22 protein-coding genes and 3 pseudogenes are annotated in these 22349 nt (G+C 44.2%); 13 read left to right on the top strand and 12 right to left on the bottom strand.

Features of this window, described 5'->3' with window-relative positions; all coding sequences use genetic code 11:
- Positions 1-485: 485 nt before the first annotated feature.
- From BM082_RS15415 to BM082_RS15405, 3 genes are all read left to right on the top strand, one after another.
- Positions 486-2363 carry an ATP-binding protein gene (locus tag BM082_RS15415; protein ID WP_074927613.1) on the top strand — a complete coding sequence of 626 codons (1878 nt, stop codon included), beginning with the start codon at positions 486-488 and terminating at the stop codon, positions 2361-2363.
- 10 nt (positions 2364-2373) lie between these two features.
- Complete coding sequence (locus BM082_RS15410) at positions 2374-3210, top strand: hypothetical protein (RefSeq protein WP_074927611.1); 837 nt, start codon at positions 2374-2376, stop codon at positions 3208-3210.
- Positions 3211-3368: 158 nt separating this feature from the next.
- Positions 3369-4208 (top strand): hypothetical protein, encoded by an 840-nt coding sequence (locus BM082_RS15405; RefSeq protein WP_139218798.1) that lies wholly within the window; start codon positions 3369-3371, stop codon positions 4206-4208.
- 11 nt (positions 4209-4219) lie between these two features.
- Here the strand turns inward: BM082_RS15405 and BM082_RS15400 are convergent.
- Positions 4220-4543, bottom strand: a pseudogene (locus tag BM082_RS15400) (tyrosine-type recombinase/integrase); the annotation flags it as partial.
- A gap of 129 nt (positions 4544-4672) precedes the next feature.
- Here BM082_RS15400 and BM082_RS15395 point away from each other — a divergent pair.
- The gene (locus tag BM082_RS15395) at positions 4673-4894 is read left to right on the top strand and encodes a DUF7683 domain-containing protein (protein WP_074927606.1); all 222 of its coding nucleotides are present in this window, start codon (positions 4673-4675) and stop codon (positions 4892-4894) included.
- A gap of 58 nt (positions 4895-4952) precedes the next feature.
- On the opposite strand, the gene BM082_RS15390 is transcribed toward BM082_RS15395, so the two are convergent.
- Positions 4953-5540: a cytochrome c oxidase assembly factor Coa1 family protein gene (locus tag BM082_RS15390; RefSeq protein WP_074927604.1), complete on the bottom strand. Its 588-nt coding sequence runs from the start codon at positions 5538-5540 to the stop codon at positions 4953-4955.
- Positions 5541-5742: 202 nt separating this feature from the next.
- Positions 5743-6192: pseudogene (locus BM082_RS15385) on the bottom strand (alpha-amylase family glycosyl hydrolase); the annotation flags it as partial.
- Positions 6193-6504: 312 nt separating this feature from the next.
- Between BM082_RS15385 and BM082_RS15380 the strand changes: the two are divergent.
- Together BM082_RS15380 and BM082_RS15375 are read left to right on the top strand one after the other, a co-directional pair.
- Positions 6505-7113, top strand: coding sequence for a hypothetical protein (locus BM082_RS15380; protein WP_017011256.1), 609 nt, complete (start codon positions 6505-6507; stop codon positions 7111-7113).
- Positions 7113-7346 (top strand): hypothetical protein, encoded by a 234-nt coding sequence (locus BM082_RS15375; protein ID WP_017016574.1) that lies wholly within the window; start codon positions 7113-7115, stop codon positions 7344-7346. The genes BM082_RS15380 and BM082_RS15375 overlap by 1 nt, the downstream gene beginning before the upstream one ends.
- 154 nt (positions 7347-7500) lie before the next feature.
- Here BM082_RS15375 and BM082_RS25345 read toward each other — a convergent pair.
- A pseudogene (locus tag BM082_RS25345) lies at positions 7501-7590 on the bottom strand (transposase); the annotation flags it as partial.
- Between the two features lie 152 nt (positions 7591-7742).
- On the bottom strand, positions 7743-8894 hold the full coding sequence (locus BM082_RS15365; protein ID WP_244276026.1) for an Acg family FMN-binding oxidoreductase: 1152 nt from the start codon (positions 8892-8894) through the stop codon (positions 7743-7745).
- Positions 8895-8977: 83 nt separating this feature from the next.
- On the opposite strand from BM082_RS15365, the gene BM082_RS15360 reads away from it, so the two are divergent.
- Positions 8978-9442, top strand: a complete 465-nt coding sequence (locus tag BM082_RS15360; RefSeq protein WP_074927600.1) for a MarR family winged helix-turn-helix transcriptional regulator — start codon at positions 8978-8980, stop codon at positions 9440-9442.
- A 41-nt stretch (positions 9443-9483) separates the two neighbouring features.
- On the opposite strand, the gene BM082_RS15355 is transcribed toward BM082_RS15360, so the two are convergent.
- The 4 genes from BM082_RS15355 to BM082_RS15340 form a co-directional block, all read right to left on the bottom strand.
- Positions 9484-10260, bottom strand: a complete 777-nt coding sequence (locus BM082_RS15355; RefSeq protein WP_074927598.1) for an avidin/streptavidin family protein — start codon at positions 10258-10260, stop codon at positions 9484-9486.
- Entirely contained in the window at positions 10260-11450 is a 1191-nt protein-coding gene (locus BM082_RS15350) for a pepsin-like aspartic protease (protein WP_074927596.1), read from the bottom strand. The genes BM082_RS15355 and BM082_RS15350 overlap by 1 nt, the downstream gene beginning before the upstream one ends.
- Before the next feature lies 1 nt (position 11451).
- Positions 11452-12381 (bottom strand): GGDEF domain-containing protein, encoded by a 930-nt coding sequence (locus tag BM082_RS15345; protein ID WP_074927595.1) that lies wholly within the window; start codon positions 12379-12381, stop codon positions 11452-11454.
- Positions 12382-12616: 235 nt separating this feature from the next.
- Positions 12617-13540, bottom strand: coding sequence for a GlxA family transcriptional regulator (locus BM082_RS15340; protein WP_074927593.1), 924 nt, complete (start codon positions 13538-13540; stop codon positions 12617-12619).
- A 101-nt stretch (positions 13541-13641) separates the two neighbouring features.
- Between BM082_RS15340 and BM082_RS15335 the strand changes: the two genes are divergently transcribed.
- Positions 13642-14205: a cysteine hydrolase family protein gene (locus BM082_RS15335; protein ID WP_074927591.1), complete on the top strand. Its 564-nt coding sequence runs from the start codon at positions 13642-13644 to the stop codon at positions 14203-14205.
- Positions 14206-14310: 105 nt separating this feature from the next.
- Here BM082_RS15335 and ohrR read toward each other — a convergent pair whose 3' ends face one another.
- On the bottom strand, positions 14311-14778 hold the full coding sequence (ohrR, locus tag BM082_RS15330; RefSeq protein WP_017014534.1) for a transcriptional regulator OhrR: 468 nt from the start codon (positions 14776-14778) through the stop codon (positions 14311-14313).
- 147 nt (positions 14779-14925) lie between these two features.
- Between ohrR and ohr the strand changes: the two genes are divergently transcribed.
- On the top strand, positions 14926-15348 hold the full coding sequence (gene ohr, locus BM082_RS15325; RefSeq protein WP_074927589.1) for an organic hydroperoxide reductase Ohr: 423 nt from the start codon (positions 14926-14928) through the stop codon (positions 15346-15348).
- A 103-nt stretch (positions 15349-15451) separates the two neighbouring features.
- A complete protein-coding gene (locus BM082_RS15320; RefSeq protein ID WP_017011267.1) occupies positions 15452-15838 on the top strand; it encodes a DoxX family protein in 387 nt (128 codons plus the stop codon).
- 228 nt (positions 15839-16066) lie between these two features.
- Here BM082_RS15320 and BM082_RS15315 read toward each other — a convergent pair whose 3' ends face one another.
- Positions 16067-16648, bottom strand: a complete 582-nt coding sequence (locus tag BM082_RS15315) for a beta-class carbonic anhydrase (protein ID WP_017011268.1) — start codon at positions 16646-16648, stop codon at positions 16067-16069.
- Between the two features lie 499 nt (positions 16649-17147).
- Between BM082_RS15315 and BM082_RS15310 the strand changes: the two genes are divergently transcribed.
- The 3 genes from BM082_RS15310 (at position 17148) to BM082_RS15300 (ending at position 22014) form a co-directional block, all read left to right on the top strand.
- Positions 17148-19328 carry a lipoxygenase family protein gene (locus tag BM082_RS15310; protein ID WP_074927588.1) on the top strand — a complete coding sequence of 727 codons (2181 nt, stop codon included), beginning with the start codon at positions 17148-17150 and terminating at the stop codon, positions 19326-19328.
- Between the two features lie 149 nt (positions 19329-19477).
- Entirely contained in the window at positions 19478-21355 is a 1878-nt protein-coding gene (locus tag BM082_RS15305) for a sensor domain-containing diguanylate cyclase (RefSeq protein WP_074927586.1), read from the top strand.
- A gap of 107 nt (positions 21356-21462) precedes the next feature.
- Positions 21463-22014 carry a glutathione peroxidase gene (locus BM082_RS15300; RefSeq protein ID WP_017011271.1) on the top strand — a complete coding sequence of 184 codons (552 nt, stop codon included), beginning with the start codon at positions 21463-21465 and terminating at the stop codon, positions 22012-22014.
- Positions 22015-22031: 17 nt separating this feature from the next.
- Here the strand turns inward: BM082_RS15300 and BM082_RS15295 are convergent.
- The coding region (locus BM082_RS15295; RefSeq protein ID WP_139218797.1) for an integrase core domain-containing protein at positions 22032-22349 on the bottom strand (318 nt) is incomplete at its 5' end.

Raw genomic sequence — 22349 nt, 5'->3', positions numbered from 1 at the left:
TTAAAGAAAAATTTGAATATGGTCAATTACTTCTTATAGAGTCAGAAAGAAGTAATAATCCGACACGAAAGCAAGAGTATGTTGTTGATTACTTAAGAGTACAAAAGCTAAATGGCAATCAATTATTTGAAATAATAAACACACCTAAAATTCCAGATATAAATTCATTCACGATTCAAGTTAGATATAAACCTTCCACTGATTACATAATGTTGTCATTTGAAGATAGTAATTCTAACACTCAAATACTCGGCCCCTTAAGTTGGAAATATTACAAGAATGAATTTGAAGAAGAGTTCCTTGATTTAACATCACCATCACGAACACCAATAAATGGAATAAACACTTCAGATTATTACTCTTATAAAATCTCCAGCGTAGATTTAGATGATTTCACTATAGAAGTAAATATCCAAGATGAGCCTAGACTCTTCCTTTAAAATCCTAAAGATTTACACAAAGTCTTTAGTAAGAGTGGAGTAAGAATGGATATCATGCAAGATGATAGAATTTTAAAGGACTATGCCTCTGAACTACTAAAGGCAAAGCCTTTCAATGGCCTCACCTCAAAAGGTTTAGAGTTACTAAAATCTAGCGTAAATATGGCAAGCAAATCAAAGCATAATAAAACAAGATTAGCTAGAGCTCTATTTCTATTAAATAAATCAGTAGATTGGCAGCAAGAAAGAACAGAGCTATTCAATCAACTATTAAACTCAGAACAAGGCAAAGAGCAGTTAGATGAGTTTTTAAATAAAAACGAGGAAGATTTTTTCACAAAGTATAGAATTGAAAAATTCAACATTGTTGAAAACACTATAAACGACGAGATAACAAAACTTAAAATAAAAGAGAGCTCTCTAAGAAGCACCATCAGAGAGCTAGGTAAAGAAGCAGATGACAAACGTAAAGAACAAGCAGAAATGGAGGCAGAGTATAGAGCAAAAGCAGAGGATAAAGTAAGGAAAGAATTAGAACAAGAGAAAGAGGAACTACAACAAGAAGTATCTAGAATAAAAGAAAAACTATTTAAATTTAAAGAGGAATACAACCAATACAAAAACCTAAATGATCTAATTGAAAAAAACAAAAAACTCTCAGATGAGCATGCGGGTCTAACATCATTAAATATCGGATTAAACAATACAAAAGATGACCTAGAAAAAACTATAGTTAGTGCATCAACTCAGCTAACCGAAGAGTATGTTAGAGTCCACTCTTTATTTAAAGCAATGACCTCACCAATTAAAAATAATGTTATTAGCAATTTATTTAAGGAAGAGGAGTCAGAGGGAATATCGAGGGTAAATAACATGGACTCTATACATTCTGCAAGACAGGAATATATAGATGCGATGGAGGTCACGCTGAGCAAGTATGACCGGAACCTGTCACGAGAGCAGGTAGTAAATATAGTAGTCACATTAGCTCAATCTCAATTTACAATTTTATCAGGACTCCCTGGTAGTGGAAAAACTAGTTTAGTAAAAATAATAGGCAAAGCTATGCAGCTCGGTAGTAGACAACACACAATACCAGTTGCAAAATCTTGGACATCAATGAAGGATATTCTTGGTTACTACAATGGACTGAGTGGATCTTACCATTCTGCACCTACAGGGTTATGGGATTTACTTAACAGTGTTCAAAGCGACGATTCAGAAAAAGTATTACCTGTACTTCTACTATTAGATGAAATGAATTTAAGTTCGCCTGAACACTACTTTAGCTCATTTTTAGATTTGGCTGATAATGAATCAAAAAGAGAAATATTCACAGGCCACCCTGATATAGAACTACTTTCCGTACCTGATCACGTCAAGTTTATTGGAACAATCAACCAAGATGAAACAGTACAGCCTCTATCTCCTAGAATGCTAGATCGTTCGGCTGTAATACTTTTTGATGGCGTAACTAACAATACACCCGTAAGTAAAGACTCAAACATTCGCCTTCCTAAATATCCAGCCAAGGACTGGATTGATTTGTTTTCATCAAACGGAGAATCAATTCCTGAAAATATAAAAATAGCATTAGAAAATGTATCTAACTGCTTATCTGAAAATAACATAGAGTTAGGGCAAAGACATATAATTAGCCATAGAAAGAAAAAGAAAATACTTGATTACATCGAGGTTTCAAATAGCATCCTCATTGACTTCGACGATTTCATATCGCTCGATCATGCCATTTCTCAATATGTATTACCAATGATTTCCGGATATGGAGAGGCTTATGGTCGACGCCTTAACAACCTGAATGAAATACTTCAAATTCACAGTATGAAACTAAGTTCTGGAATACTGAAAGATATAATTATGATTGGTGAACAAAACCTGTATAGCTATAAGTTTCCAGCATAGAGATAAACTAATGTTTGATCTTATTTGTCACATAGAAGGGGGGAGGAGCTACCCCTCTCAAGCCATAACTCTTATAGAATCAGGCTTCTGTTTTGGTAAACGATTCCAGATTCCAGAGAGCGCTAGTTTATCATTCTCCTTTATCATTAAAGATAAAAACTTAGACCGAGGCTCTCCTATATTAAACATTGGAGATATTCCAGTAAAACTAAGGTTGGATAGTAAAGATGATGCGTCTAGCACTTGGATTTCTACATTCAAAAAACCATTCTCAAATTATGAATCAGCATATGACAACATATTCTTCAATAATGCTGGGAACACTGTAATCTCTATAGAGTTTACTAATTCAAGCATATGTAAAAAATTAAACATTGATGTACTTGCATCAAAGGAAAACGAAGCTCTTTGCCAAGAAATGCTGGGATACATGTCATCAAAATTCGATGATGTAATTAACCTGTGCTTTTCAAGAACATTAAAAGGTACAGGTAATGATGATCAATCTAAAGAGTGTAATATATCTAAATTAATAAGTGAGGCTGAAAGAGGTATATCAACGATTGAATCATTGTGGCCATTTTTCTCTAGAAACATAAGATCTGTTCCAGAAAGAAATATTGCAATACAAAGAGGGGGGATTCCTGACTCACCTGAAGGCCTTATTTGGTTGAGTCAAAACCAATCCAATATTATATTTTGTGATATTAATGAACAGACAGTTAGGATTAACAACTTACCAGCAAAAATTTTTGATAGTGCAGTAGAAAAAATAAAGCAAAACACTAACATTAAGGAGAACCTTGTAATACTAAGCTACCTTTCACAAATACAAAAAAACTTTTAACCATAAAGGAAATCCTCACTAAAGAAAACCCAGAAGGTGGCATCAAAAATAATTACTCTGAATATATAAGTTTAGATAATATTATATCTAAATATCGAGAGCCATTAATAACAGAGATAATTAGAAAGCTAGATGGATTACAGAAAAGATCCACATTATTGTACAGAAAGCTTTCTGGCTTAATGGGAGTTAAAAAAATACCATCCTTTCACCCTCCTATAATCACACCTTTCGCATCAAGAAATATACATTACAGAAGGATATTTGGTGTTATTTTTGACTGGTATGCTTTAGGAGATGTCACATTTAATGATAGTGAGTTATTTAATGGTCTTAGACACCTTACTAAGATATATGAATTCTGTTGTTTGATAATGATAATCGATTCGCTATCTTCAATTGGATTTGAAATACGATCTCAAGAATGGAGGAATTATAAAGAAAAACCATTTGGTGGAAAACCATCTAAAAGGCCAATAAATCTTCCAAATAATTTCTTTACATTAAGGAAAGACAAGACCTTAGTCACCCTGCATTATGAACCTAACATTTGGAGAATGAAAAATGCTAGAAATGGTGATCCAGTGGCTGTTTTATCTGCAAATGAAAGTAATGTAAATTCTTATATATCCCCAGATTTCTTTATTGAGATAAAGAATATTGATAGTAAGAGCGTTGACTTTTTGATATTCGACTCAAGATATTCACCATCTTCATCAGTAGAAAATTATTCTCTGACTGAGTTAATTCATAAATACTTTTTTGGTATCCATTACGTAAATGAAAATGGACAACTAGGAAGGTCTCCTACACAAGCTGTTTGGGCTTTGTATCCTAAACGCGGAAAGAAAATTGTCGACTCAGAATACTATTCGTCCGAGCATAGCCTGTCCGGTTCAATGCCATTGTTACCCTCCTTAGGTGGAATAAATTTAAGACCATCAAAACTATCTGTATTTCAGAATAAGCTAGCCCTATTGATTGGCAAGCTAACTTAGACATATCACGTTCACCCAATTAAATTAACAGCAGCAGCCTTATGCTCCGGCGCTAAGTGTGCGTACCTTAGCGTCATCTTAAGGTCAGCATGTCCTAGCAGCTCTCGAACTGTGTTGAGGTCAACGCCCGCCATCACTAGCTTGCTCGCGAAGTGGTGGCGGAGGTCGTGAAAGTTAAAGCCTTGAATCTGCGCCAAATCCAACACTGTCGCCCACGGCTTTTTCACTTCTTTCAGTGGTACGCCGTTTTTACCTTCAAACAGATACCGCGATGTTTGGTTTTGCTCTCGCCAGTTCGTAAGCGCGTTATAGGCTTCGTTATTCAAGTGAACTAATGGGACACTCACATTTAGAAAACAACACAATCAACCTCAAATAGCACTTTTTGATTCAAGGTATAGAGGCGGCAACTAGCGTAAAGCGTGTGTCCTGATTGCTCTTCGAAAGAAAGGCTGAAAAGTAGAATGTTTGAACTCGAATTTTTTGACAAAAAGACTGAAGAGTTACTCGAAGAATGCGCATTAACCGCACTCACACCTGAAGACGTTCACCGAATATTTGGTTTTCATTTAGAGGGTGACGGTGCTGATGTAAACCATAAACAACTAGCACAAATAGAGCGCATCGTTGGAGAGTCATTCAACGGTGAAGGACGAGATATCTTTATCTGTGAGGTTCAAAATTAGAAAGCTGCACTTATGCCTTTTGCAGCTTATCCATTGCTTTATCACTATTTTCAAATAGCTAATCACAAGGTATAACGGCCTCAGTTTCTTGTGTGTCAGTATACTGAATCGTCAAACAATCCAATGTCCAGTCCTGGAGAATATGGCTAGCTTTGAAGAAAAGTATGCCTTCGCCTTTGAATCCTTCAATAGCATACTCCATTTCAGCAAAGCCCTCTGATTCAGGACCACCAAGCTTTCCATGCTTCAAAGAGTAATCATAGGGGACACCTATATTGGCTTTGAAGGATTCACTTTTCTCAAGCGTCGCTAGAGCTATCTCGGTGGAAGGAGAGTTATCAAACTCATGAGTCAGGAAGTTGGTGAAGACAATGGAAAACAAAACGAGAACACCAATATAGGCAAGCGCCGCTCGCGACCATCTTTTTTGTGATGCCTTGAACGCTTCGACACTCTCCCACTCGTTGTTTTTCCATGCCCACTCATTACCTTTCGCACCCACAACAAACAGATAGAAAACACCAAAAAATGGGAAGAGCACCCATAAGGTTCTGTAACATCTAAAACGTATGCCCCAAATGATATTGAGGAGCAACGCTCCCCAATTCCAGCCCCTAATTTCATCTGGAACTTGCTTGTCACTCACCGCTATTTCTTCCTCTTATTTGGACTCTCCGACTCAAAGCCAATGAGCTTTGACCTTTATCTCAAAAGGAAGGTAGCAGGGTTTATCATTGCAGCTCTACGCTGATTACCGTGGTTGCGATTCACTCCAAAATACAATGGTAAGGTGTACACCAAGAGATGGGGGCCTTGGTTTGATGAAGTGTGTGTCCCGATAGTTCGTATTAGCCAGCGGGTATCCGAAACCCACACAGCCGTTTGCGACCTAGCAACGGCAAGGCAACCTTAATGGACGATTCTGTGCCAATCATGCTGCCCTTTTCTGCGTGCTTATAGTTAGCAAGCCATTGGGCTGAATCAAACCCTAAACGTTTGAGTATCTCCGGTTCTTTCCCATCAATATGCCCACGCTTATCGTCTCGGCTTTGTCGCCCTGTCCAATCAACAAGCTCTAGGTAATCCATCAATCTAAACGGTAAGCCATCAGGCATGTTTTCTCGCGGGTTTCCTGCGAAGGGAAACATGTTAGAGGGCGTCACTCGTGTTTTCTTTAATGACGCAATACGCGCTTTGACGGATGTGTGTTCTGACGTTTCTGGAGTTTCCGCTATCGCTGTCCGTACTGGATTCAAATCAACATACGCCATAGCAGCAGCCAGCGCTTTTTCATCGTATCCACTTAAAAATGAACGGCGGACATAACGAGAAACACAGTGGTCAATATCGTCTCGCTATGCGAAACGACATGTGCGTTTAGGTTTGACGTTCGAGAAGCGTCCATATATGTCCCACTTATTCTCCACTTGTTAGATGTGACCTATTGTTTAAAGCGCGCTGAGAGGCACCAACAAAGCCAGAGAAAAGAGAGATCAGATGCACGTTTTTCTAGTCTTCCAGGTCTTTTTTTAAGGCAGTTATAAATATTTAGCTATACCTACTTTTGCTGTTTCAATTTTAAGACACCTCAATTTCACAAGGATATGAACATGGCGAAAGTTTTTTGTACTCCAGACAAGTACAGCGAGAATTTCTCTGCACCGGCAGTCTATTTGGGTGATGAAACATGGAGTAAAATCCAAAACCTTCAGAAAACTAACTTAGGTGCACTGTCTGTGTTTACCCAGAAAGTAGAAAACGAGGATAGCTTTTCGGCAAGCTTCGGCAGTTTGTTCTCAGCCTCCTATGACAGTGATAAAACGTTTCTTACCATCTGCTGCACTGTCTCTGAAAGCTTTGCCAACCCGGTTAGACATGATGGACCTGATGCCATTCAGTTTGGGTATGGTTTTTACGTTGGTCTCGTAGTAGACGACAAAGACTTTAATTGCGATGGCTTTGGCAGTATTAGGGCAAATATTTCAGATCACTCATTTACCAGTGAAATTCAATTCATTGGGTTAAACACTTTTTTCAGTAACAACGCAGCCGCCAAACTCTGTCAAAGCATTCTTCTCGATGGAACCGCTGGTGGTGACAATGCGCTAGATAATCTTGTGGTGGGCTCCACCAATCTGATGAAACTTCTGAATGATGCACAAGACGGTGACGTTAAGATTGACGTCGTTTCTTACTCAGAAAGAACTGAGGATAAATAATGGCCAGTGTAAGTGTGATTCCACCAAACCCTAGAGACATACCTTCCGAGATAAAATGTCAGGCTATTGCAGAGACCATCAAAAAAGATAAACACTGGGATGTTGAATTTAATATCACGAATTCAGATGCAGAATTCAGTACTGATGACGCAACAAGTGATGAATTAGAGACAGCTTTAAAGGCGTGTTTTCCTGAAGATTGGAACTTTCTTGCGCTTACCACGCAAGAATAACAAACACCTAGATGGCAATGCGTAAAGAGCGCACTCGGTAAAACTAACGGCAGCGGCTAACGCTGCCATATCCTTTTCTTATTCTCTGGAGAACTAATAAGACACACACTTTTAGACAACAGCCAAATCACCCTCAAACAACATTCTTCAATTCACATAAAAATGAACGGCGAACACAACGAGACACACAGTGGTAATAGGGCGTCGCGTCGACACTGATAAGAGAGGCGCGTGCTTTTGTCATTGAAACTCAACATGGTTTTGCATTGGCGATATGAAAAGACTATCGCCCAATGACTTAGCTTTCATCTTCATCTTCATCTGTCATGTTTGAGCATAAACCCACGGAACAATGAAACTGACAAACCTATGCTTTTCGTAAAGTGTGTGTCCTACTTAGGATACCAGCACATCCTTCACTTCTCGCCTTGGTGACTCTGGCGTTCGTTGGGCTTTTCCGAGCCTGAATACCATTTGCACAGTGTCTGTTTCTGACACATTGAACCGCTGCTTAAATTCTTTCTGCAATGGCAGCATATCTTTGTATTCTTGCAAGATTTGGCTCATGGGGTGTTGGGCGATGCCCATGGTGGCGGTCAGCAGGTTGATGCGATTGTATAAGCGCCCGATGTCGACCTGCGTTTTGCGGGTGTTGTCTTTGCTGATCAGTAAGGCAAAGTGCTGGGTGCTTTGAGTTACCGCTTCGGTCAACTTGATGCCTTCTTTCCCAAAACTCGCCGGGTCGCTCTCAGCTGCTCCTCGAGAAACAAAGAATGTTTCAGCTAACCAACGCTTTGCGCCTGTTACGCCGTTTTGAGCAAGCCCGAAACCGTCGCGATGCTGTGCATACTCTTTGTCATTGAAGCGGAACATGCCGATTGTCTCTAAGCTTCTGTCTGCATTTTGTTCTTCGATGAACATGGCTTGGTTTAAGAAGCCTCGCATCGCGGCTTTCCCTTCATTGTCTTGCACTAGGTCAATGCGGTAATCGCTGCCAGATGCCGTGCTCACTATCTTGTTTAATTCGGTGTCGCTGAGCAGTTCCTGGGTGTATTCGGTCTTGGTGGATTGTCGCGTAAGCAAATACGGGAACAAGGGATCAGGCGTAATGCTGTCGTCACGTTCGAGGGTGATAGAGGCAACCGGTTTGTCTTGTAATGCTTGGTTGCTGTATTCGCCTTGAGGGAAATAGTGAACGTTCGCCCTCACCCCAAAGTGCGTGGCGGCAATAAGGAGGCTTTCGATGAATGTGCCCTGACCGATATGAATTTGACGATGAACAGGGTCGGTTTGTGGCAGCAGCCTGTCGCTGTCCACGAAAAGCAGCAGGGTGTCTTTGCCTTCGAAGGCAACTTTCCATGGCTGTATGTTGTGTGGATTGGGGCATAGCATGGCATAGCTAATCAATGTTTTGCGTATGTCGGTGTAGGTCAGTGTCGGCCTGAACGACACATTGCTTGCGCCCGAGACTTGGCTCACCACCATAGGTCCTGCCGCTAACACAACTGCACCCGTTCCCATCACTTTCATGAAGTTCCGTCTATTCATCGCTATCCCCTTTTTTCATGTTCTGTTAAAGTACATTCCATGGAATAAATATACATTCCTTGGAATATATATCAAGAGGTTTGATGCATATGCTGACAGAAAAACAAACATTATCTTTTAAGTTAATGATTTCATTAGGTATCGTTCATCAACTTACGGATGCTTGGCTGAGTAAAGCGCTTGAGCCTTGTGGGCTGAATCAATCACAGTTCAATCTACTGAACCACTTTTCTCACCAACCTGAACGCGAGCAAACCATCAGCCAGCTTGCTCAGGTGATGCAAATGAACCAGCCGGGATTAACCAAGGTGGTGAATAAACTTGCGGATCAGGGGCTCGTTGATATTCGAAAAGATGACGCGGATGGCAGGAAGAAGTGGATAAAAATCAACGAGGAAGGGCTGAGTAAAGTGCAAGCCGCTTTCATGCGTTTTCTTCCCGTGATGGATCAATGCTTTGATCAGTGGGATAGCGAAGACATGCGCCAAATGCTGCAACACACTGATACGCTAAAAAACTGGTTAGACACTCACAGGGATCTTTCATAGGACACCAGTTATGTGTGTGTCCCACTTATTTTCCACTTATTTTAACGTGTTGTAAGTCTGCGAAAGGACGTCGCGTCCATGCGTGTCTGCATGAAACTGTCATCTGGGGAAGTTTGCTCTGCATGCCAGCTAAACAAGGTCATCGTATCTTTTCCAGGCTCAAGCATGCCTGACAAAGAGAAAGCAGACTGCTCATCTGATTCATACCCCGAAAGCGATAAGCTTTGCGCCATTCCCGGTTCGGCGTCGACGTCTATAAACCCAGTAAGCATCACTTCCGAATCCCCGCACACTAAACATGCTGACGTTGCACCGGAGGCCCCTTCCACATGGAAAATATCAAGCAGTTGGCGCTGATCGAGACTGACCCACTTTCCAATGACAGGGCGTTCTTCAATGTTGCGATCTTCAGGTAAGCCACTCTTTACTGACTCAAGATCAACGTCTGTTGAGGACTTTTTAAACGCCAACTTATCAACGAAGTTACCTTGCTGATAGTTTCCAAATGGCACAGAAACGACGATCACATTGGTTAGCGTTAGCTTTCCATCATGCTGAAGTTGACCAACCATAGAGCCGACCCAATGCCAGCTTTCATCTTTCTCACCTTCAGCGATGTTTTTCCAATAAATGGAGAGCGCGACAGATTGCCCCATCTCCTTGGTTGGGGCTTCACCAGAGCAGTGACCTACCAGTTGATAAACCCCTGTCGAGCCAGTGTGTGAGCTATATCGGCCAATGATCCTATTCTCTATCGCAAGGAGTTCCATTTTAGAGTGGAAATCATTGTGCCAAATTCCCGTTAATTGCTTATGCATTATTTCGCCTTTAGCGTATTGAATAGACTTGCGGGCTCTTTTTGCTTGGTCTGGATAATTTTTGGTCCATCAGGCTTATTAAAAATCCACACACCTTTGGGTGCCAATTGGCCGTCTGATGGCTCTTCGTATTCATAAACCGTGTACAAGTGGTCCATCAATACAGAGCCCACCAATAACATGCCTTCCGCCTGCGTCAGCGACTGAAACTGTGAGACCGCTTGCCCTTTGTGCTGCCCTTCCTCAATGTCGCATCGATATACATCACTGGTGATTTCCAACAACCCATATTCCTCACCCCCACTGTCGGTCAGAGAAATCGAAACCACAGGACTGCTCTCTGTCGTCTGTTCAAAAACCTTTTTCAGTACTGTTTTGTCTCCTTTGAACTGAGAAGAGCCACTGTCCAAGGTAAAATAGAGATCTTCCCCAATAAGGTTATCGCCAACGCTTATTGAGGCATTCTCGGCGCTCCAAAGGTAAGGCACTTCTTCCCGATAACGTGCCCACGGTAAAAAGAGGTACTCAAGCGACGTTGAATACGCGTCATCGAGCAATCCAAAGCTAACGGTTCCTCTCGCCGATTTCTCTTCGCTCATGTCGCTTAAAAAACTGATAAATGGTCGCTTTTTACTGACGAACCCTTTTTCCATAAGATCGAGAAAAAAGTGGGAGTGAATAGGTTGCCCTGCGTGAGATTGTGCGAGCCTGAAAGCACCAGACAGCTTATCGAGAGGAATTTCAGACACTTCGCCGCTAGGTAGCCCAATACCGCCATCCCAGTCCAGCTCATCAAACTGTGTACCTGAATATTTTTTAGACAGGTACAACGATATGAATAAACAGGTGTCCAATGCCTTTTGAGTAGGCATACAAAGTTTATCTCTGCCCTCTTCAGCTTCCATGCACCCCCACGGGCCGAAATCAACCGTTGTCCCGGTTTGATCAATCCATTCAAAGGTTGATGATTCAGAAAACATGAAGCGACCATTCGCATAATGTTGGCAACCATCATCAGAGCAAAGGCTAGACGTCACCCAGTTAAAGTTACTCCCTGTATCAAAACAGAATTTTAACGTTTGTCCCGGCGTACCCATATTCAACTCGCAGAACCAGGGTGTTGCGCCATTGTTCTGGAAAGGTCCTCGTTGTAATGGCAAGGAGAAACCATCAGTTTCTTTATTTAACATCTCAGTTTTTCTTTTCGTGGCTTGAGAAGAAACGACTGACTTTATTTCTGCCCGTTTTCTTCGAGTGGTACATCGCAGTATCGGCTCTTGCCATGATACTTTTTATGTTGTCGTCTGATTCACGAACCTCGGTGACACCGACACTCACCGTCAGTTTTATTTTTTTCTCTTCTGCCACGAAGCGACTGCTTTCTAGCAAACGTCTTAGTTCCTCTGCTTTTTGGTAGGCCGATTCTATCCCTGAATCCCAAAGGATAATGGCGAACTCTTCACCGCCAATTCGCCCGAAAAAATCAGACCCCGTCAGTTTTTTATTCAATAAGTTAACCGTGAACTGAATCGCCTCGTCTCCACAATAATGGCCTAACGAATCATTAATTTGCTTGAAGTGATCGATGTCGAGCATAAGCACAGAGAAAGGCGAATTGGCGGTTTGAAACCGTTTCAGTGCACCTCGCAACTCCTCGGTAAAAGCGCGCCTGTTGGCGATGCCTGTAAGATCATCTGTTTCAGACAGCTCTTTGAGACGTTTTTCCAAGAGATGGCGCTCAGTGATATTTTTCGCTATCCACACAACGGTGCGCTCACCGTTTTCAATCAGTGGGATAGGTTTAATGGTGGCTTCAAACCAAATCTGTTCAGGCGCGATAACATGGTCAGGGAGTTCGATCATGTTATCGGTATCGAACTTATACGAGGCGAGTTGTACCTGATTCGTTTCAAGCGCTTTTTTAATATACGAATGAAACGTTTCAGCCATTTCAGCGGGAGCGACGTCATACAGCGATGAACCGATGAACTGCTTGCAGTCGAATCCTGTGGCGTTATCTTCCCCACCGTAAACATCGATGTATACCCCAGACTCCGAGAAGATAAATGTATGCTCAGGTAAGGCGTCTAAAACGGTGTAGTAGCGGTCCTTCAATTCCATTTGATGACCTCGCTGATGAACAATCTGTTAACACGAATATCGACACGTTAAAAACAGTGGAAGCAAAGTCAATCAAACACAACATCTAGTGATATATCACTCGCAAACATATTCATGACTTTATCAGTTAGATGATAAGACCAAGGGGAAACTCGCTGGAACACTCGCAGGGATCTTTCATCGTGGTGGCGGTGGTGTGGGCGGGGGTAGGTTTATAGGTTTACTTGGCGGCGCTTTACACAAACCGCGCCCTGAACGCGGAAGGGCATAACCCAATGACTTTGAGAAAGACTTTACGAAAGCTGTTGGCATCTTCATAGCCAACGCTGAGGGCGATGTGCTCAAAGCTTTGCGTGGTGGTTTCAAGCAGTTCACACGCTTTTTGTACCCTGACGCGTTGAAGGTATTGTGTCGGTTTTAGTGTGGTCGCTTGTGTGAATTGCCGTAAGAATGTTCGATCACTCATGCATGCCTGGCTCGCTAAATGAGGGATGGTCATGGGCTGGTGATAATGCGCCTGAATATGGTGCTGCACCTGTAAGATGGCTTTATTGCCATGATCAAATTTGGGCAGAAAACTCTCGTAATACCGTTGCTCACGTTTGCCAGTATCAACAATCAAAAACTTTCCGAGCTTGCGCATGATATGTGGCTTTGCATACTGCGCGACGATCTCTAGGCCTAAATCGACCCATGACATGAGGCCACCCGCGCTAATGATATCGCCGCCATTGATCAGCAGGCTTTCACTCTCTAGCGCCGTATGGGGAAATGCGGCTCTGAATTTGTCAGCCAACTGCCAATGCGTGGTCACAACGCGCCCGTCTAACACCCCTGCCCTCGCCAAAAGAAATGCCCCTGCACATGCTGAGCACAATATGGCGCCCTCTTGATGGGCTTGATGTAAATACTGAAGGAGCGAGGAATGGGGTTGAAGGTAATAGTCTCCTTCTGCGCTCGGCGGCAAAATGACGACCTGGCCATTGTGGATTGATGACGCGAGGTGATCAGGTTGCACAATGCACACTGAGAACGTCAGTTCACTCTCTTCCTCTGCCATAATGTTATTGGCAAACAGAAAGATTTCTTTCAACCCATGCACTGCGCTTTGCAGCGCGCCTGGGTAATCAACAATGCTAATGCGGAGACACGTTGTCATTTTTGCCTTGTTTTATGGCAATTTCGCCATCGGTAATCGGGGTGAAGGCTCGACATAATGGGTTCTACTGGTAACACGAACCGATAAATGGAGAACCTGTTATGTCTAAGACTGCCTTACTATTGATTGATTTTCAAAACGATTATTTCCCGTCTTACTCTGGTGCTAAATGGGCTTTATCAGGCACGGAAGCGGCAGCAGCCAACGCGGCAACATTACTCGATGCATTTCGCCAGCAAGGGTTGCCTGTGATCCATGTTAGACATGAATTTCCGTCGAATGACGCGCCTTTCTTCTTGCCTCACTCTGACGGCGCACACATTCATGCCAGTGTGGCACCCATAGATGACGAACCTGTGATTTTAAAACATCACATCAACAGTTTTCGGGAAACGGAACTGCAACACACCCTGGCGCAGTTAAACGTGGATACATTGGTGATTGTGGGTGCAATGAGCCATATGTGCGTTGACGCTGTCACGCGTGCTGCGGTTGATTCTAACTATGAATGCCATGTGGCGCATGATGCCTGTGCCACGCTTGATCTTGTGTTTAATGGCGTCACTGTGCCTGCCAGTCAGGTGCATGCGGCCTTTATGTCGGCATTAGGTTTCGGCTACTGCAATGTCGACAGCACACAGGCGCTCTTGGCGCTGGCGAAATAGTCTGTTACGTCTGGGAGGGGAAGTGGCTTTCCCTCCCATTCATGAAGGAACATCAGGGGAAGTAAAAGTGACGAACCCTGTGCTTTTCGGCCTTCTTACACCCCGCTACAACTGCAAGTTCGCCAATAACCTTTCGCACGTGGCTTTGAGTTGTTGCAGTTCTTCCCTCTCTAATTGGCTTTTACAAAAAATGGCGCCAGGCACGGAGCGCGCTTTTTCTTTTAACGCATGCCCTTGCTCGGTGAGAAACACCAAACGAATGCGTTCGTCTTCACTGCTGCGTTTTCTGTCAATAAAGCCTTTGCTTTCTAGGCGTTTTAGTAGCGGTGTCAGTGTGCCTGAGTCGAGGTGAAGATCATGCCCGAGATCTTTCACGTTAATTCCGTCTTTTTCCCAAATCACCATCATGGCGAGGTATTGCGGGTAGGTCAGATCGAGCGCGTTGAGTAATGGGCGATACGCGCGGATCATGGCATTCGATGCGCTGTATAGCGAAAAGCAGACTTGGTTTTTAAGCAAAAGCTGAGGCGCTTCTGCCTGATGGTCATTACGTTTTTCCACTGAGCTCGCCATCTCAATACACCTTAGAAAAAATAGATTGTGCACAATATACTTGTATTTCATTTTAGGATCGACTTATACTCCTTCAAAGTTAATTGCGCGCAATTTAATTGCTAACAATTTAAATGAAGATAAGATTTCAGATGGAAGGGCGAGACAATGACGACACTCTACAAAACGAAAGCAACCGCTTCTGCAGGACGAAACGGTCAGGTAAGCACCGACGACAACATGCTGGATCTTGCACTGAGCTACCCGAAAGAAATGGGCGGCACAGGTGAAGCGACGAACCCTGAGCAGCTGTTTGCTGCGGGTTACTCTGCGTGTTTTTCTAACGCTATTCTTCACGTTGCGCGTGAAATGAAAATCACACTCTCTCAAGCACCTGTCACGGCAGAAGTGGGCATAGGCCCAAATGACGCAGGTGGTTTTGCGCTGACCGTTGCCTTGGCTGTCACGTTAGATCTCGACGATGAGCAAGCACAGCAAGTAGTGAAAACAGCCCATCAGGTTTGCCCATACTCGAATGCTGTAAAAGGCAACATTGACGTTACGCTCTCTGTAAACGGTTCGCCGCTATAGCTATTTAAGACTAGCTATTTAAGACTAGCTCTCTAAGACTCGTTTTCTAAGACTCGCTCTCAGACATTCGCTCTCAACGATTAACCCTCAAGGATTGATGAACATGAACACACTATTGCTGACCGCTGGTCGCGTCCTGCTGGCTTTGTACTTTTTGATTCCCGGCATCATGAAGTTTGCATCGTGGGACATGCATATCCAGTTGATGGAAAAGCATGACATGCCGTTCACCCCTGTTTTGTTGGGGCTTGCGGGTGTTTTCCAAATAGGTGCGGCGCTTTTGCTGATAGCAAACCGCTTTACTTGGCTGGTAGCGCTACTGCTGGCAGGTCTTGTACTGGTGATCAATGTGTCGTTACATGATTTCTGGAACTACTCAGGCATTGAAGGCGCGCATGAAATGCAGAACTTCGTGAAGAACCTGGGGATTTTCGCTGGCTTATTGGTGCTGTCTGGTCATGCTTTGGCTGAGCGCGATAAACAGGTTTAAAAAGTGTAATCACGGGATGGCATTGGGTTTGCATACTGACACGATGACAACCTGATACTCATGCGACCTAATGCTAGAGCGAATAGCGCGATCTCATGGCGTATCAACACACAATAAGGGACATGATTTACATCATGCCCCTTTGTTGAGTGCGCCCTAAGTGCGCCTCAAGGGACTGACACACCACATGCCTTTATAGGCACAAAGGTGCACATCAAGCACTACTGGTTATGCCGCAACACCTGCTTTTGTGGCCTCTTCAACTTCAATCAACTCGCCCGTTTCGCAATCAAAAACATAGCCGTAAATGGGAATGTCTTTAGGCACCATTGGGCTTGCTTTAATGCGTTGAACGTCTTCAACAACGCTGTGTTTAAGATCATTGATCGTCAGCCAATTCACAAAGTGCCCTTCAATGGTGCCGCCTTCTTGCGTCACATTGTGCCAACCGGTTTGATCGGCAATGGCAGTATGCAGGCTTTCTTCCAGTAATGTTGCCATCGTCTGTTGGTCAAACTTTTCCATGCCGCAATCCGTATGGTGCACAACAAACCATTCTTGTGTGCCAAGCAACTTATGTGACAACACCAGTGAGCGGATCGCGTCGCTACTTGCGCGACCACCCGCATTACGAATGACATGTGCCTCGCCTTCAGCAAACCCGGCAAATTTCGCAGGATCTAACCGTGCATCCATGCATGTTAACACCGCAAACTGTCGGCTAGGGGGAATTTGTAATTGCCCTTTATCACCAAAGTTTTCAACGTAGTCACGGTTTGCGAGCTCCACTTCTTGCTTTACATTACTCATGGTTAATCCCTTTTCTCAGTCTGATTCTGATATCGGGAGACGCTGATTACTTAGCGTTTCCTCGCTCTAGGGATACTAAAAGGCATGGCTTTGTACCGACAATGCAGGATTCCTTTCCATCATCACAAGCTTTGCTTTTTGACGAGCATGTTTGGATCTTCTATGAGCCGTTACGCTGACATCCGGTAAGACATTGAGTGTTGTGCAGCTCTTTTTTGTTGTGCTGCTCTTTTTCTCAGAACGCGCGTATTAAAACGGCCTTCCCTGCGCCAGGGTCAATGTGTAATGACATTCTGTTTCTTACAATTTAATTAAATATCTGTCTCAATTATTGATGTTTGTGTTGTGCGCCTGAATTTCCGCGTACGAACTTGTATTGATGCTTTTGTTATTGTTTCTTTGTCTCACAAATGAATCATTTAGATAACGCTATGTCTCATTGCGTTATCTAAATGCTCACAGCGAAAGCATCAGAAAGGCCTGTAGGCAAGGAAAGCACATGCACCGCAAGAAGACCCCCATTATCCCATCACTTCCTCAAGGTCTGTCTGAGAAAGACATGCAAGATAGAGCCTTTCAGGTCTCGGTTTCACAAGCGTCATACAACTATATGTTTAGTTATCTTGAACCACTTTCTCTGTCTGCCGGGCTGCCTGAAGGTGAAGCGTTTACGCTTGAATACGAAGCCAAAGTGACCAAGGTATTTTTGCCCTTACTGGAAAACTTCACCCATGTTGTCCTGTCTTTGCTTGAACGAGAGATAGAAGACGACTTAACGAGTGATGTCTCCTCAACCATCAAAAAGGTCAATGACGCCTACCTCACATTGAAAGCGCATAAATCATCAAGTTCACCGTTGGCTTTGATCGATGATGTCGAGCAAACGAAAGCCCTGTTAGACGCATTAGTAGAAGTGCCTAATTCCATCGAGGCTGCGCTCAAAGGCCTTTCTCATCTCCCGAAAGATTTGGCCAATATCGTGGAAGGTCTCAGCAAAGTCACGAAAGAGTTTGAGTCTGAAGGCTTTACTGCTTTTCTTAAAAATACGCTTTATTACACGCTGAATGAGGAACGTGGAAAGGATTACTTGCAAGCGAAAGGGCTGGAAGATTATGAGCTGCTCTTTAACTCGCTGCCTACACCGCAAGCAATGGATATCGAACGTAAAGCGTGGATGCCGGATGATGAACAGCCCATTTGCCTGCAAGATTGGTACTTTGGCTATATGCAAATTGCAGGGTTCAACACCACCAATTTAAGGGGGGTGAGAACCGAAAAAGCGGCGTGCGAGAACGTGTGCTTGTTGTCAGAGTTGCTAGAAAAAATGCCCGTCACTGATGACATTCTGCAAAACGTCAGTGGTGACATCACGTTGACGCTGACCGAAGCCGCAAACAAAGGTTTATTGTACGTGTGCGATTACGCCATGTTTGAAGGTAAAAAGGGCGCGCCACTGCATGGTTTACACCGCTACCCAGAAGCGCCCATTGCGTTGTTTTATTGGAGCGCGTCACCGCCCAGTGGCTTTCCTACTGACGGCGCGTTACAACCTATCGCTATTCAATTAGGGCAGCATTTTGATGCCGACACCACGCCCATTTTCACGCCAAATGACTGCACCAATAACAATGACTGTGATGGCGCTAAGTGGCTACTTGCAAAAATGGTGGTTCAAAATGCATGTACGATTGAGCATGAAACCATTGCGCATTTAGGGGCATGCCATTTAGTGATTGAGCCGATTATTGTGGCTTCGCATCGACAATTACCACAAGCGCATCCACTGATGGTGTTATTAAAGCCCCACTTCCGATTTACGTTGAACATCAATAACGGCGCTTACACCAGTTTAATGGTGCCAGGCGGTGTGGTGGCTTCGGTGATTTCAACCTCGCATCAAGAAACAGGTGAGGTGCTGGTTGAAGCTTATGAAAAACGCCGGTTTGATGACCAATATCCAGATAAGATCTTTGGTCAACGCGGTGTCGAAAAAAACGCCTTGCCGTCATTCCCCTTTAGGGAAGACACGATGGATCTTTGGGCGTCGATCCATGACTTTGTGGTTGATTATCTGTCCCTCTATTACGAAGGCCGTTCTAAGGAAGAACGCAACAACATGGTCTTAGAGGATGTGGAATTGCAGGCTTGGGTTAACGAACTGGTTAATCCAAAACGTGCAGCGGTAAAAGGCTTGGAGGGACTCACTGCCACGGGGGATGACAAGCACCCAGTTCAAATCGATGACTTCGATTACCTTTGCCGTGTTGTGGCACAAATCATTTATACCGCCAGTGCGCAGCATGCTTCGGTGAACTTTGCCCAATACCCTCTCATGTCGTATATCCCAGGCGCTACCGGCACCTTGTATAAACCCATGCCAGGAAGCCGTGAACCACTGCGCAAAGAAGACGTTGTCAGTTGGCTTCCACCACTGGATGTCGCACTGTATCAAACCTCTTTTGCTTACCTCTTGGCGGGGGTGCAATACGATACCTTGGGCCACTATACCGATGATCCACGAATCCATTATTTCACCGATAAACGCGTGGCGCCGATATTGAGCACATTCCACATGAGGTTAAATAAAATTGAAATCGACATTCATCAGCGTAATGCTTCAAGACCCATGCCTTACATGATGCAATTGCCCTCTTTGATACCCAACAGTATCAGTATTTAGTGCTTGTAGATGTCATGCTGAATGGGCACCCACGTTCAGCATGCTATCTCCACTACGTTGATCCAAATGGCCATGATGGTCAGTGCGATTTAGATGCAGTGACTAAGGCATTTGAACGCTTAGCCAAACCACCGCAGGGATGTAGATGCATGTGGCGACGTCGGATTCGCAATTTATTATCACCCTTTTTCATTTTCCTGTTTATCGCTTTTGGTGGTGCAGGTGTTGTTTACGCCGATACAGCCATTGATCTATCTCTGTGGGAAAGTGGCGCCTCGACGGTTGATCGCTATCACTATGTTGAAGACCCCTCCCATCAACTCACCATTGATGATGCTGTGTCTCTTCAACGCTGGCAACACCCCGAAAAAGGCGTCGTAAACCGAGGGTTTTCAACCGTTCCATCTTGGATAACGTTTCAGCTATTTAACCCTGAACCTTTTCAGAAAACTGTCATTGTTGAATATGTTGACGCGTCCGTTGAGACGATCGATCTTTACACGCGAGTGCAGGGAGAGATGGGAGAGAAGGGAGAGAAGAGAGAGAACGGCACATTTACACATCAGCATTTTGCATATAACCAACCCAACGACACGCGGCCAGTCTCTTTTTACAGGCCTGCGTTTTCTGTTGCCATTCCACCTGATTCGACCGTTGACGTTTACTATCGTCTGTTTCAAGGCAGTGATTTCCCCATGCATCGGTTCGACTCGATGCGCATCTGGGACGAAAATACCTTTTATCGCTCATCACACATTGAACTATCACTCTTGATGATTTTACTGTGTGTGGAAACCGCCATGGGTATCGCGACTTTACTCGCCTTTTTCGCGACGAAAGACCGCTTATTTCTCTATTACGCGGCGTTCGCGTTTTCAGCCGCCTCACTCTTTGCCTCTTTCAGCGGGGTATGGAGCTATTTCATCGCACCAAACCACTACGAATTATGGATGGTTGTGCTTCAAATCAATCTTTGCCAGATCATCGCACTCCTCTTCGTCCGTCAATTTTTGAATGTGTCTGAGCATTTTCCACGTATTGATAAACTCTTGCTTGCCGTGGTGGCGATTGATGTTGTTGGCGTGATACTTAACCTCTTGGGGGAGCCTTACCTGTCGAGGGTCATCATTGATTTCACCGCAATTGGCGCTTTCCTTCTGGCACCGCTTGGCATTTATGCACACAAAAAAAAGGTGCCTCATGCCCTGTTGTTCACCGGGAGTTGGGTATTTTTTGTCATTGGGATGGCGTTGGCGTCATTGCGATTGAGAGGCTATATCGCCGATACACCCTTGTCGGAATGGCTGATTTACTTCGGAGGCTTAGTGGAAGTGTTATTGCTGACCTCAGTCATGATCCTGCGATTCAAGCACATGCAGCAAGAAAAGCAGCGCATTGAAGCGGAACACTGTCAGCACTTAGAAAACGCCGCCCACGTGCTCGAAGAAAGGGTCAAAGAGCAAACAAAACAGCTTTATGAAGCAAAAGCACTGGCAGAAAAAGAAGCCCGAACTGATTTGCTCACAGGGTTACCTAATCGACGCTCTTTCTTCGAAGGCGCTCAGCATTTTATTGAGCGAGCAAAGCGCAACACCGCCCCAAATGTCTACCTACTGATGATTGATGTTGATCATTTCAAAAAGGTGAATGACACATTCAGCCACGCCTGTGGGGATAGCGTTCTTCGTGAAGTTGGGAAAACACTTAGCCTGTCGTTACGCAAAACCGATTTGCTTTCACGCCTGGGGGGTGAAGAGTTCGCCGTGATCATGGAAAACGTGTCAGAGGATGCAGCAAAAGCCATGACTGAGCGCTTACTGTTGGCTGTCGAGAACACGGATGTCCTCTTCGAAAACCAATTCGTGAATGTCACCATTTCTGTCGGCATGGCGACATGGACTAGCACTCAGAATCTCGATCAACTGTTACAAGAGGCTGACCACGCCTTGTATCAAGCCAAAAGAGAAGGCCGCAACCGCGTCGCTTATGCGAGTGTGGATGCATTGCAGCATACTGAGGCGTTATGATCGCTTTTCGTTTTTGCCAGTATCAATATCTATCGCTCAACCGCATTCGCGCGCCGCTGCGTTTGCTTGTTGAAGTTTTCTCTCACAGACAAAGGCGGAGAACACACATGAAAGCAATGATGATGATTGGTATTGGCTGGCTTTGCATGAGCAACCTCGCCTTCGCAGCGAGTTGCCCTGATATTTTGAAAGGCTCACAACGTAAGTTGAATTCCACGGATACCGTGAACTTGTGTGAGGCGTTTCAGGGTAAGACCTTGCTGGTGGTGAACACGGCAAGCCAGTGCGGTTTTACTTCTCAGTTTGATCAACTCGAAACCCTGTATCAGCAATACAAAGACCAAGATTTCGCCGTGATTGGCTTTCCGTCGAATGACTTTAATCAAGATCGAGGTGGTGAAGAAGCCAGCGCCAAGGTGTGTTACCTCGATTATGGTGTCACCTTTCCGATGATGGCGAGAAGCAATGTCCGAGGTAACGGCGCTAACCCGGTATTTGCTGAAATAACACGTCAAGCGGGTGTCGAGCCAAGGTGGAATTTTTACAAATACCTGATCAATCCAAACGGCGATGTGGTGGCAACCTTCCCAAGCTCGGTGTCGCCGCTTTCGCCCAACCTGTTGTCTGTGATTAAGAAACAGTTCAACGACGTTCTGTGAGAGTGTCCACTTCCCCTTTAGCGAGACAATGCATAGCTAGAGGTTTCCAATTTCCTCCGGTATTCGGTCGGAGGGATGTTTCCTAAGCTTTCGTGGGTACGTTCTTCGTTATAATCACACATCCACACCCATGCCATATCTCTAACCTGTTCTATGGATTCAAACAAATAGGCATTGAGGAACTCCCGGCGGAATGAGCCATTAAAGCGCTCTACAAATCCATTTTGTTGAGGTTTGCCAGGCTGGATATATATAAGCTCGATATCATGAGCTTTACACCAGTCGGTTAATTGTTCAGATATAAGCTCGGGCCCGTTATCCATACGAAGCTGCTT

The sequence above is a fragment of the Enterovibrio norvegicus DSM 15893 genome, from assembly GCF_900115495.1.
Lineage (GTDB): Bacteria > Pseudomonadota > Gammaproteobacteria > Enterobacterales > Vibrionaceae > Enterovibrio > Enterovibrio norvegicus.
This window is presented reverse-complemented; position numbering and strand designations above follow the sequence as displayed.

Bases quoted from the DNA above. Each gene is read 5' to 3' on its own strand.
- ohr (WP_074927589.1), top strand. From the start codon at position 14,926: ATGACGACACTCTACAAAACGAAAGCAACCGCTTCTGCAGGACGAAAC.
- ohrR (WP_017014534.1), bottom strand. From the start codon at position 14,778: ATGGCGAGCTCAGTGGAAAAACGTAATGACCATCAGGCAGAAGCGCCT.
- BM082_RS15335 (WP_074927591.1), top strand. From the start codon at position 13,642: ATGTCTAAGACTGCCTTACTATTGATTGATTTTCAAAACGATTATTTC.
- BM082_RS15360 (WP_074927600.1), top strand. From the start codon at position 8,978: ATGCATATGCTGACAGAAAAACAAACATTATCTTTTAAGTTAATGATT.
- BM082_RS15350 (WP_074927596.1), bottom strand. From the start codon at position 11,450: ATGTTAAATAAAGAAACTGATGGTTTCTCCTTGCCATTACAACGAGGA.
- BM082_RS15395 (WP_074927606.1), top strand. From the start codon at position 4,673: ATGTTTGAACTCGAATTTTTTGACAAAAAGACTGAAGAGTTACTCGAA.
- BM082_RS15345 (WP_074927595.1), bottom strand. From the start codon at position 12,381: ATGGAATTGAAGGACCGCTACTACACCGTTTTAGACGCCTTACCTGAG.
- BM082_RS15305 (WP_074927586.1), top strand. From the start codon at position 19,478: ATGTGGCGACGTCGGATTCGCAATTTATTATCACCCTTTTTCATTTTC.
- BM082_RS15375 (WP_017016574.1), top strand. From the start codon at position 7,113: ATGGCCAGTGTAAGTGTGATTCCACCAAACCCTAGAGACATACCTTCC.
- BM082_RS15340 (WP_074927593.1), bottom strand. From the start codon at position 13,540: ATGACAACGTGTCTCCGCATTAGCATTGTTGATTACCCAGGCGCGCTG.
- BM082_RS15300 (WP_017011271.1), top strand. From the start codon at position 21,463: ATGAAAGCAATGATGATGATTGGTATTGGCTGGCTTTGCATGAGCAAC.
- BM082_RS15415 (WP_074927613.1), top strand. From the start codon at position 486: ATGGATATCATGCAAGATGATAGAATTTTAAAGGACTATGCCTCTGAA.
- BM082_RS15310 (WP_074927588.1), top strand. From the start codon at position 17,148: ATGCACCGCAAGAAGACCCCCATTATCCCATCACTTCCTCAAGGTCTG.
- BM082_RS15365 (WP_244276026.1), bottom strand. From the start codon at position 8,894: ATGAATAGACGGAACTTCATGAAAGTGATGGGAACGGGTGCAGTTGTG.
- BM082_RS15315 (WP_017011268.1), bottom strand. From the start codon at position 16,648: ATGAGTAATGTAAAGCAAGAAGTGGAGCTCGCAAACCGTGACTACGTT.
- BM082_RS15410 (WP_074927611.1), top strand. From the start codon at position 2,374: ATGTTTGATCTTATTTGTCACATAGAAGGGGGGAGGAGCTACCCCTCT.
- BM082_RS15380 (WP_017011256.1), top strand. From the start codon at position 6,505: ATGGCGAAAGTTTTTTGTACTCCAGACAAGTACAGCGAGAATTTCTCT.
- BM082_RS15355 (WP_074927598.1), bottom strand. From the start codon at position 10,260: ATGCATAAGCAATTAACGGGAATTTGGCACAATGATTTCCACTCTAAA.
- BM082_RS15320 (WP_017011267.1), top strand. From the start codon at position 15,452: ATGAACACACTATTGCTGACCGCTGGTCGCGTCCTGCTGGCTTTGTAC.